Source organism: Streptomyces alkaliphilus, assembly GCF_014141535.1.
GTDB lineage: Bacteria > Actinomycetota > Actinomycetes > Streptomycetales > Streptomycetaceae > Streptomyces > Streptomyces alkaliphilus.
In genome coordinates this window covers 1-1819 of sequence record NZ_VKHT01000995.1, presented here as the reverse complement: position 1 = coordinate 1819, position 1819 = coordinate 1, and the positions used below count along the sequence as shown (strand labels likewise).

Genomic DNA, 1819 nt, shown 5'->3' with positions numbered 1-1819 from the left:
CCCTTCCGTCCGCCCTCGCCCACCCCATCCTTCGGGGTCGTTCGGGCGACACGGTCCCCTCGCACCCGCACCCGCCCGGAAGCGGGGCCCCGCTCCTCGGCGGAACCCCGTGGCTCACTCCTCGACGAGCAGCTTCTCCCGCAGCTGCGCCAGCGTCCGCGCCAGCAGCCGGGAGACGTGCATCTGCGAGATCCCGACCTCCTGCGCGATCTGCGACTGGGTCATGTTCCCGAAGAACCGCAGCATGAGGATCTTCTTCTCGCGCGGGGGCAGCTCCTCCAGCAGCGGCTTGAGGGACTCCCGGTACTCCACGCCCTCCAGCGCGTCGTCCTCGGCACCCAGCGTGTCGGCCACCGCCGGCGACTCGTCGTCGGTGTCCGGCACGTCCAGCGACAGCGTGCTGTAGGCGTTGGCGGACTCCAACCCCTCCAGCACCTCCTCCTCGGAGGTGTTCAGGCGCTCCGCCAGTTCGTGCACCGTCGGCGCCCGGCCGTGCTGCTGGGACAACTCCGCCGTCGCGGCGCTCAGGGACAGCCGCAGTTCCTGCAACCGGCGCGGCACCCGCACCGCCCAGCCCTTGTCCCGGAAGTGGCGTTTGATCTCACCCACCACGGTCGGGGTCGCGTAGGTGGAGAACTCCACGCCGCGCTCCGGGTCGAACCGGTCCACCGACTTGATCAGGCCGATGGTGGCGACCTGGGTCAGGTCGTCCAACGGCTCGCCGCGATTGCGGAACCGTCGAGCCAGGTGCTCCACCAGCGGCAGGTGCATGCGCACCAGCCTGTCCCGAAGCTCGGCGCGTTCGGGGGAGCCGTCGGGCAGGGAGCGCAGGGAGACGAACAGTTCACGGGCGGCGGCTCGGTCCCGTGAGTCGGCCGCCCCGCCCTGGCGGCGGGATCCGGACCGGGCGCCGGGCAGGCGGGGGTCGGGCGCCGACGACCCGGCCGACTCCTCCGTCGGGGCCATCGGATCGATGGGGTCGACCGGCTCGATGGCATCGACCGGATCGACCGGGTCGGTCGTGTCCCGGAAAGCCGGGACGGTGGTGCCCGACATCCGCTCCACCTCGTTCACTTCCGCGCTCACTTCTGCCCCCTCCTCGGGTGGCGGTCCCGCTCTCCCGCTCACGGCGCCCCGGACGCCGCGCCGCGCTTCTTGTGCAGACTGATGCTGACCGTCCGATCCTCGGCGACGGCCGACTCCACCTCGCCGGCCAACGCGCTCAACACGGTCCACGCGAAGGTGTCGCGCTCCGGGGCGTGGCCCTCCGTGGTCGGAGCCGAGACCGTCACCCGCAGCGCGTCCCCGATCAGGGTGAAGCGGCACTCCAACGTGGAACCCGGGGTCGCCTGCTGGAGCAGGATCGCGCAGGCTTCGTCGACGGCGATGCGCAGATCCTCGATCTCGTCGAGCGTGAAGTCCAGTCGCGCGGCCAGTCCGGCCGTGGCGGTCCGCAGTACGGACAGGTAGGCACCCGCCGCCGGCAGCCGAACCTCGACGAAGTCCTGCGATCCGTCCTCACCTGGGATCTCGGACACCCTCACCTCCACTGTGACTACCACGGCAACGACGCCCCCCGACGTCGTCCGTGAACCCCTTGCCGGCATGTCGCGGCCCGATGGTCACGGGCTCGCCCCGTGACGTTATCGCGTCGCGCGGGGGACTGTCGCCGTATCACTCATCGTAAACCCGCAGGTGCGGGCCGTCCCGGTCCGGGGGCGGGGAATTCGACCCGGAGCGGTGGATGTTGGACTTTTTCGGCTCCCCCGGAGGGTATCCATCCCGATGTTCCCGACCGAACCCGGCAAAGGGGAGGGAG

At 71.0% G+C, this 1819-nt stretch carries 2 protein-coding genes; both read right to left on the bottom strand.

All coding sequences use genetic code 11. The features are described 5' to 3' along the window. Positions 1 to 114: 114 nt before the first annotated feature. Complete coding sequence (locus FNQ90_RS21855) at positions 115 to 1086, bottom strand: RNA polymerase sigma factor SigF (RefSeq protein ID WP_407699417.1); 972 nt, start codon at positions 1084 to 1086, stop codon at positions 115 to 117. Positions 1087 to 1124: 38 nt separating this feature from the next. Beyond that, positions 1125 to 1538 (bottom strand): ATP-binding protein, encoded by a 414-nt coding sequence (locus tag FNQ90_RS21850; RefSeq protein ID WP_143624358.1) that lies wholly within the window; start codon positions 1536 to 1538, stop codon positions 1125 to 1127. Between the last annotated feature and the right edge of the window lie 281 nt (positions 1539 to 1819).